The following is a 9,685-nucleotide window of genomic DNA, read 5'->3' on the forward strand; positions in this document are numbered from 1 at the left end:
CGGTCCGGCTATTTGGTGCTGCTGGTGTCGGCCTTCGCGCTGCCAGCCTTGGCCTTGGTGCCTGTGGTGCCTTTCTCGCCGCCGCCGCGCTTGAGCATCGACTCGACATCGACGAACGTGTTGTTCACCAGCGGCTTGGCATCGGCCTGCGGCACATGGCATTGCGTGCAGAAGTAGCGCCGGGGGGAGACTTCGGCCAGCACGTTGTTGTCGCGGTCCATGTAGTGCGTGATGCTGACCGGAATCGCGCCGGTTTCCTCCGTCCTGGTGCGCGCGTGGCAGAACATGCAGCGGTTGAAGTCGCGGTCCAGCTGGTAGCCGTCGATCTTGTGGGGGATCGTCGGCGGCTGCATGGTGTAGTTGCGCGTGCGGCGGATGTCCTTGTTTTCGGTGGGATACAGCAGCGGCGCCTTGGTTTCGTCGGCGACGGGCGTGGGGCCGCGCATGGCGTCGACCAGGCCCTGCGCGCCGGCCGGCGGCACCAGCAGCGTGAACACCGCAATCAGCACCCAGGCACCGAACGCGAGCAGGGCTGTCCAGGATCGGCTCGGCTTCATGGCGTCTCCTTCATGGCGTCTGTCATACCTTCACGATCTTGACCGCGCACTTCTTGAAGTCGGTCTGCAGCGAGATCGGGCAGGTGGCATCGAGCGTGACCTTGTTGATGAGCTGGCTGGCGTCGAACCAGGGCACGAAGACCAGGCCGCGCGGCGGGGTATCGCGGCCGCGTGTTTCGATACGGGTGCGCATGCGCCCGCGCCGTGACACCACCTCTACCTCCACGCCGCGCCGCAGGCCCATGGCCCTGGCGTCTTCGGGATGCATGAAGCAGACCGCGTTCGGGAATGCGCGATACAGCTCCGGCACGCGGCGCGTCATCGAGCCGGAGTGCCAGTGTTCGAGCACGCGTCCGGTTGCCAGCCAGAACGGGTATTCCTTGTCGGGCGACTCGGCCGGTGGCTCGTATGGCAGGGCGAAGATCACCGCCTTGCCGTCCGGGTTGCCATAGAACTGGAAGCCCGTGCCGGCCTTCACATACGGGTCGCTGCCCTCGCGGTAGCGCCAGCGCGTTTCCTTGCCGTTGACCACGGGCCAGCGCAGGCCGCGTGCCTCGTGGTAGGCATCGAACGGCGCCAGGTCGTGGCCGTGGCCGCGGCCAAAACCCGCGTACTCCTCGAACAGGCCCTTCTGCACATAGAACCCGAAGGCCTTGGCCTCGGCGTTGTGGTACTCGCTGCTGACTTCCTTGATCGGGAACTTGTCGACGTTGCCGTTGCGGTAGAGCACGTCGAACAGCGTCTTGCCGCGCACATCGGGCTGTTTGGCGATCAGGTCTGCCGGCCAGACATCCTCCACCTTGAAGCGCTTGGAGAATTCCATCAGCTGCCACAGGTCGGAGCGCGCGTCGCCCGGCGCGTCCACCAGCTGGTGCCAGAACTGGGTGCGGCGCTCGGCATTGCCGTAGGCGCCTTCCTTTTCCACCCACATGGCGCTGGGCAGGATCAGGTCGGCCGACAGCGCGGTGACGGTGGGGTAGACGTCGGAGACGACGATGAAGTTGTCGGGGTTGCGATAGCCGGGCAAGCCCTCCTGCATCATGTTGGCGGCGGCCTGCATGTTGTTGTTGACCTGCACCCAGTACGCGTTGAGCTTGCCGTCCTTGAGCATGCGGTTCTGCAGCACGGCGTGATAGCCCACCTTGTCCGGGATCGTGCCGGCCGGCAGCTTCCAGATCCGCTCGGCTTCCTCGCGGTGCTTGGGATTGGTCACCACCATGTCGGCCGGCAGCCGGTGCGAGAACGTGCCCACTTCGCGCGCGGTGCCGCAGGCGGAGGGCTGACCCGTCAGCGAGAACGGGCTGTTGCCGGGCGTGGCGATCTTGCCGGTCAGCAAATGGACGTTGTAGACCATGTTGTTGACCCACGTGCCGCGCGTGTGCTGGTTGAAGCCCATGGTCCACAGCGACATGACCTTGACGTTCGGGTCGGCATAGAGTTCGGCCAGCTGCTGGAGCTTGTCCTTGGGCACGCCGGACAGCTTGCTTACGTAATTGGCGTCGTACTTGGAGACGAATTTCGCGAACTCGTCGAACGTGATCGGCTTGGCGTCGGTGGGGTTGCCGGCGTTCTTGGCGGCCTTCTGCAGCGGGTTGTCCGGCCGCAGGCCATAGCCGATATCGGTCACGCCTTCCTTGAAAACCGTGTGCTTGTTGACGAAATCCTTGTTCACCCGGTTGGTCTGGATGATGTGATTGGCGATGTAGTTCAGCATCGCCAGGTCGGTCTGCGGGGTGAAGATGATCGGCAGGTCGGCCAGGTCGAACGACCGGTGCGTGAACGTGGACAGCACCGCCACGCGGGTCTTGGGGTGGCTCAGGCGGCGGTCGGTGATGCGGGTCCACAGGATCGGGTGCATCTCGGCCATGTTCGAGCCCCATAGCACGAAGGCGTCGGCGTTCTCGAAGTCGTCGTAGCAGCCCATTGGCTCGTCCATGCCGAAGGTGCGCATGAACCCCGTGACGGCCGACGCCATGCAGTGGCGCGCGTTCGGGTCGATGTTGTTCGACCGGAAGCCTGCCTTCATCAGCTTGGACGCGGCGTAGCCTTCCCAGATCGTCCATTGCCCGGAGCCAAACATGCCCACGGCCGTAGGGCCCTTTTCCTTGAGTACGCGCTTGAACTGCTGTTCCATCTCGTCGAACGCGCGATCCCAGCTGACCGGCGCGAAATCGCCGTTCTTGTCGTACTTTCCATTCTTCATGCGCAGCAGCGGCTTGGTAAGCCTGTCCTGCCCGTACATGATCTTCGACAGGAAGTAGCCCTTGACGCAGTTCAGCCCCTTGTTGACCTCGCACTGGGGGTCGCCTTGCGTGGCTACCACCTTGTTGTCGCGCACGGCCACCGTGACCCCGCAGCCGGTGCCACAGAACCGGCATGGCGCCTTCGACCATTTCAGTTTGGTGACTTCGCTGTCCGTGACAAAGTTGGCGGCTTCGCCAGGCAATGTGACGCCGGCTACCGATGCGGTGGCCGCGATGGCGGTCTGCTTGATGAATTCACGACGCGTGACTGGCATCGGAGAGCTCCTCGTACATGGCTGCGGCGTCTTCGTTGTGCTGGTAGACGAGCGTGGCGGAGATCACTCCCTCCAGCTGGTGCAGGCAGGTGAGCTGGGCCACGATGGCCTGCGAGGTGGGAGCTTCCACGGTGACCACGAGCTTGCCCGTGTCACTGGCGGCGTGGATCTCGGCGCCCGTCATCGCGCCGATGGCGTGGCGCACGCGCTCCAGGCTGGCGGGATGGGCAAACACCATGATGCCGGCGATATGCCATTCGTCATCCGAGGCAACCGGATGAATGGGGATAGAAGGTCTTCCAGGCATGCGTATTCCCCTGACAAGACTGCTTTTGCAGGTTTTCCTTCTTTTGGCAATTGGCCCTTGGGCCAATCCGCGCTTTTTCTACCGGCGCACTGCCGGTCAATGCTTGGGCGGTCCGCTGATCAGCTGGCTCATCCAGACAATGAAGCCATAGCCGGCCACGATGATGACGGACAGTACCGGCACCATCACGGCAGTCAGAAACAGAAAACTGCGCGTTTCTTCCTTCTTGCGCTGCGGATCGTCAACGCTGCCTGAATCCATATTCCCCTCGGCTTATGAACTGGCCTGCCGGACGTGAATCCGGTTATGCGTAACTTATTAAAGGAACGGCGATGCGAGGTGTCAAGACATGCACCCGCATGACAGAAGTAGACGGGGTCGCCGCAAACGGGACAGTGGCCATCGCGGAGCAACGCGGAGACATGGCATCATAACGTGATATGAAAATATTCGATTCAGTAATGAATAAATTCAAGAAGAAAGGGGGTGCCGATCTTGTGCATTGCATGGCACATGGAAGCGATCTTTCCGCTGGCATTTCCAGGTTGATGAATGTTCTGCGGATGTTCGCTTGCGTCATGCATTTAAATTTACGCCGATAGACCAGCTGATTCCGTCTGAATAGTCTCTGGCGCATTGCTGCGCCGGGTGACGCGTTGCCCACCCGGCTGGACAAGCCATCCACTGGGGAACGGAATGAACAGAAATCTGTACCGGCTGGTTTTCAACCCAGCACGCGGGATGACGGTAGCAGTGAGGGAGTCGGCGTCAGGCCGATGCAAGAACGGCTCTGCCAGGCAAGGCGCTTGCGGAGGCCGGGGACTCGTGGCGGCGCTCTGGCTCACCGGGTTGACCGCGGCGGCGGCTGGCGTGCCATTGCAGGCCCAGACGTTGCCAATTCAGGTGGACACGGCCGCGGCCGGCCCAAGGCCCTACGTGGGCACGGCTGCCAACGGCACGCCGGTGATCAACATCGCGCCGCCGAACCGGGCCGGTGGCACCAGCATCAACAACTTCACGCAGTACAACGTCGGACAGCCCGGGGTGGTTATCAATAACTCCGGACAAGCCAGCCAGACCCGGCTGGCGGGCTGGGTGCAGGGCAACATGCAGCTGGGCAACCAGTACGCCGGAACGATCGTGCAGCAGGTGACTGCACCCAATCCATCGCAATTGCTGGGGATGCAGGAGATTGCGGGACATCGGGCATCGCTGGTGGTGGTAAATCCCGCCGGTATCACTTGTGCGGGATGCGGAACGATCCAGGCGGATCGCTTCACGCTCTCCACCGGCCGGGCGCTGTATGGCACCGACGGCAGCTTGACGGCTTTCGGTGTGAATGGGGGTCGTATCGCCATTGACGGCGAGGGGCTTGCGAGTCCGCAGGCACAGGTGGAGCTGCTGGCACGATCGATTGCAGTCAATGCCGCGCTGTGGACCGATAGCCTCAACATCGTTGCAGGCGCCAACCGCGTCCAGTACGCGGACCTTGCGACGATGGCGTTGACGGGTGCTGCTGATGGCGGCGACACGCCAGCGTTTGCCATCGATGCCTCGACCCTAGGCGCGATGCATGGTGGGGCGGTTCGGCTGGTCGGAACTGAGAAGGGGCTGGGCTTCAACCTTGGCGGCACCATTGCGTCAAGCAGTGGCGACATCGTGCTGGATGCCAATGGTGATGTGCGCATCGTCGCCGGCGCGCGGGTGCAGGCTGCCGGAAACACCACGATCTCCGGTGCCAACGTCGACAACGCCGGTGCCGTCAACACGCAGGGGCGGCTCCAGGCGGTTGCGGCGGGCGGACTGTCGAACACCGGAACCCTGGCTGCGGGCCACGATGTGCTGGTGCGCGCGGATCGTATCGTCAACCACGGCACAGTCGGTGCAGGCTTGGATGCCGATGCACGTGTCACCCAGGCTGGCCAGATCGATCTCGTGGCGGCCGACCGGATCGAATCGGATGGCAGCATGCTTGCCGGCGCGAATGCCCGCCTGGCGGCGCGGGCGTTGAATCTGCAGGGTGGCACGGTGGTGGCGCAGGAAACCGCGACTCTGTCCGCCACCGAGGACATCGATCATCGCCATTCCCATCTCGAAGCACGCGATGTGAATATCGCGGCGGGCGGGGCGTTTGACAACACTGGCGGAAGGGCTGCCGCCACCGGCAATGTGGGCATATCGAGCGGTGCGCTCACCAATCATCTGGGCACGATCTCGGGTGCCGGAGGCATCAGCCTTGCCACCGCCACGCTGGACAACCGGCAGGGCGTGCTTGTGGCGGGGGGGGCGTTATCGGTGGCGGCCAATGCGCTACGCAATACCGGTGGGCAACTGGGGACCACCGGCGATGCCACGCTCAGGATCGGAAGCACTCTGGATAACACCGCAGGCTTCATGCATGCGGCCGGCCGGCTGGACGTGGAGGCCGACCGTGTCATCAACCAGCACACCCTGGACGGAACGGAAGCCGCGCCACTCGGCATGGAAGGGGGATGGCTGCAGGTCGTCGCCGACGTTGTCGACAATGCCGGCGGCGCACTGCGTGCCGGCAGCGGGCTGGCGGTAGCTGGCATGCGCCTCGACAACACTGGCGGCGAAATCACGGCGGATGGCGTGGTGGAGGTCGAAGTCGCGGACACCACGAATACGAGAGGTTTGATCGCATCCAACGAAGTCGTCGCTGTGGCCGGCCGCCATCTGAGCGGCGACGGCAAGGTGCGGTCGCGGAAAGACGTCAGTATTGCGCTGATTGATGACTTCACGAATACCGGTGTGCTGAGTGCCGGCCGAGACCTGTCGTTGCGAACCGGGGGCGACGTCGTCAACGCCGGCACGATAGCAGCGGGCGGCGCTCTGGACATCGAAAGTGGCGCATCGATCCACAACGCGGGCCTGATCGATGGCGGCACCGTGCGTCTGGAGGCTGAGTCCACCGTCACCAACGTCGATCGCATCTTTGGCGACAGCGTGGCCATCGGCGCGGGCGAACGCATTGTCAACGATGCGGATGACGCCACAGGAAACGGCGGCGTAATCGCCTCGCGCACCGGCGACATTCATCTGGGTGCGGCGAAGATCGTCAACCGCGAGCACGCACTGATCTATTCGTCACGGGATCTGCATGTCGGAGGCGAACTCGATTGGGAAGGCAACGCCACTGGGCAGGCACGAAGCTTGACCAATGCCTCGGCACTGATCGACGTGGCAGGTGATGCCAACATCAGTGCGGCAATCGCCAGCAACCTGAACAACCATTTCAGCACGACGCGTGTCGACGGCGGCAGCAGTTCGTTGCTGACCTACCGGCTCAATGGCTCGACCGAGGACATACCCGCCGACAGCGTGGTGTTCTATCACGTCAACAACGGTAGTTGGGCGCCGGGTTCCCGTCCCGAGTTCATGGGCGAGGACGACTACGTCATGCTGGTACTGCCGTCGGCCACCTATCCGTTCGAGACGTTCGGGCCGCCATTCGACTGGTCGCGCAACCCGGACGGCCAGCCTGGAATCGGCGGCTATCGCGCAGGCATGTCGCGTCCAGTGGGGCTGGCGTACTACCCCGTGACACACGGCGGCTCCGGGTACGGGCGCAATCTGCCCGAAACATTCGTGTACGGGCCCGACGATGCCATCTGGAGCAATTTTGGGCTGCCGCGGCCGGAGGCCCCGCCGCCCAGGCCGACGCCATGCGGCATTGGCGGCCAACCGGCTTGCCAGCCCGGCGCGGCGGAGGAGATGGCCGCTTACGAGGCCTGGTACGCCGCGAACAAACCTGCCTATCTGGCGTTGAACGACAGGATCCGGGCGTTCAATGCGGACTTCAATGCCCGTGTCGTCAAGGAGTTCTACATCCAGCGGACCACCACGCGCCGCCAGGAAGAAGTGGTGGCGACCACCGATCCCGGCAGGATACTGGTGGGTGGTAACGCCGTGCTCGACGGCCAACTGATCAACGACAAGAGCCAGATCCTGGTTGGTGGAAAGCTGGCAACCGCGGCGCCGGTCGGCAACTTCGATCACGATGCGACGCGCATTGACACGATCACTGGTACGCGCCAGTGGACGCGCGTCAAGAAAGGTGGCTTCGGCAAGGGAGACAAGCGCGTCTATGACACCTATACGCTCGATCCGGTCGCCATCCCTGTGCCGGTGAAGCTAGCCGCCGCGCACACCGAGCACGAACTCGGCACGATCGCTCGCAGCGGCAATGCGCCAGGGCAGACGGCAGGGCCGGTCGGGGGCGTTCCCGAATTGCGCGAATTGCCGGGCCAACTGAAAGACAGCACGATCCGGCAGGTTACTCCCGCGCTGGCCATGCCCGACAATGCGCTGTTCCACTTGAACCCGGCGCCGGAACAACACTATTTGATCGAAACCGATCCACGCTTCACCGATCAGCATGCGTGGATGTCCAGCGACTACATGCTGACCCGCCTGGGACAGGATCCGCAGCGCGTGCTCAAGCGTCTTGGCGATGGCTTCTATGAGGCGCGTCTGGTTGCGGATGCCGTGATGCTGGCCACCGGCCAACGCTTTGTGGGCGACTACACGGATAACTCGGCACAGTACATGGCGCTGATGGAGGCGGGCATCGGCTTTGCCGAGAAGTTCCAGCTTGGCATTGGCACAGAGTTGTCTGCCGCGCAGATGGCGCAGCTGACTGCCGACATGGTGTGGCTGGTCGAGAAGGCTGTCACGCTGCCCGATGGCAGCACAAGGCAGGTACTGGTACCGCAGGTGTACCTGGTCTCGCGCGTGGGCGAACTGAAGGCCGACGGCGCGCTCATCGCAGCCAATACGGTGGCAATCGAAACAAGTGGCGATGTGACCAATACCGGCACGATCTCCGGACGAACGCTTGCGTTCGTGGGGGCGAAGAACATTCGCAATGACGGCGGGGTGCTGCGCGGAGGCGCGTTGGCACTGAAGGCCGATCAGGACATCGACAATGTGGCCGGCACGCTGCGTGGCAACACGGTGATAGCCGAGGCTGGACGAGATATCAAACTGACTTCCACCACGGCGACGGGCGTCAGCGCCAGCGGAAGCTCTACTCAGTTGGCAGGCGTGGCGTCTGTCATCGCGGAGAACGCGACGCTTGTCGCCGGTCGGGATATTGACGTCACGGCGGCAAGCATCGAGACGACGGGCGATCTCGGGCTGAGCGCGGAGCGCGACCTTCGCCTGGGCGCGGTCACGGTAGAGCAGGTGGAGCGGGGCGAGATCGATGCCAGGAACCGGTACGGTTTGTCGCGCGGCGCACAGGTCGGCTCCCGGATCCAGACGGGCGGCAATACCGTGATGGTGGCGGGGCAGGATGTCATCGCGACGGCTGCCGATGTGAGTGCCGGCGGCGCCCTCGGCATTGACGCAGGCCGGGACATTCATATCCGAGCGGGCAAGGCGGTTGCGTCGGTGCGTGACGAGCACTACACGAAGTCCTCAGGACTTCTGTCGTCCAGTTCGACGCACACGATCGATGCGTCGTCCCGGACGGAAGCGCTGGGCAGCACGTTCTCGGCCGAAACGTTGGCCATGAACGCCGGCCGCGATCTCGAGGTGGCTGGCAGTACTGTCGCCGGCACGGGCGACGTGAGCCTGGCGGCGATACGCAATCTGGACATCACGACCACGGAGACAACATCGTCCGCGCACAGCTATCGCCGGGAGAAAAAGACCGGATTCGGTGCGACCGGCGGCGGCATCTCGTATGGCAAGCGCGAGCAGAAGGACACCGTCAACGACAGCGCGGTGACGCAGGCCGGCAGCCTTGTGGGCAGTACCGACGGCAGCGTGAACCTGCGGGCGGGCAGCACGCTGACCGTCAGGGGGAGCAACCTGATCGCCACGCAGGACGTCACGGGGATCGGCGCCGACGTCCGGATCGAGGCCGCACGAAATCGCCAGCACCACGACGAAACCCACGAGTTCAAGCAGACCGGCTTCACGCTGGGCGTGAGCGGCGGTGCCATTGGCTCGGCGATCAACGCGGGCCAGAAGATCAGTTCGGCAAGCAAGAGCCAGGACGGCCGTGCGTCGGCGTTGTGGGGCATTGCGGCCGGCCGCGACGCGTATGACGCGGCGATGGGTGCAGGCGACGCCATGAAGAGCCTGGCCGATGGCAAGGGGCCGGCAGGCACGGCGGTGACGCTGTCCTTCGGCACCAGCAAGAGCAAGAGCACCTTCACGCAGGACCGCACCACGCACACCGGATCGAAGGTGCAGGCGGGCGGTACGGCAACCTTCATCGCCACGGGCGTGGATGCCGATGGCAACAAGACGGCCGGCAACCTCGACATCATC

The 9,685-nt window shown here is 63.9% G+C and carries 5 protein-coding genes; 1 reads left to right on the forward strand and 4 read right to left on the reverse strand.

The genetic code is table 11. From position 1 onward, the window contains the following. Positions 1–8 precede the first annotated feature (8 nt). The 4 genes from A9J21_RS13880 to napE form a co-directional block, all read right to left on the reverse strand. A complete protein-coding gene (locus A9J21_RS13880; RefSeq protein WP_066736510.1) occupies positions 9–557 on the reverse strand; it encodes a nitrate reductase cytochrome c-type subunit in 549 nt (182 codons plus the stop codon). 22 nt (positions 558–579) lie between these two features. Next, positions 580–3,075, reverse strand: coding sequence for a periplasmic nitrate reductase subunit alpha (napA, locus tag A9J21_RS13885; protein WP_066736512.1), 2,496 nt, complete (start codon positions 3,073–3,075; stop codon positions 580–582). Further along, positions 3,056–3,382, reverse strand: coding sequence for a chaperone NapD (locus tag A9J21_RS13890; protein WP_066736514.1), 327 nt, complete (start codon positions 3,380–3,382; stop codon positions 3,056–3,058). Before A9J21_RS13890 ends, napA begins: the two co-directional genes overlap by 20 nt. A gap of 96 nt (positions 3,383–3,478) precedes the next feature. Beyond that, entirely contained in the window at positions 3,479–3,643 is a 165-nt protein-coding gene (napE, locus tag A9J21_RS13895) for a periplasmic nitrate reductase, NapE protein (protein ID WP_066736517.1), read from the reverse strand. Positions 3,644–4,078: 435 nt separating this feature from the next. Between napE and A9J21_RS13900 the strand changes: the two genes are divergently transcribed. Further along, positions 4,079–9,685, forward strand: a 5,607-nt coding sequence (locus tag A9J21_RS13900; RefSeq protein ID WP_156545878.1) for a hemagglutinin repeat-containing protein, incomplete at its 3' end; no start/stop codon positions are given.

Source organism: Cupriavidus sp. D384, assembly GCF_001652915.1.
Lineage (GTDB): Bacteria > Pseudomonadota > Gammaproteobacteria > Burkholderiales > Burkholderiaceae > Cupriavidus.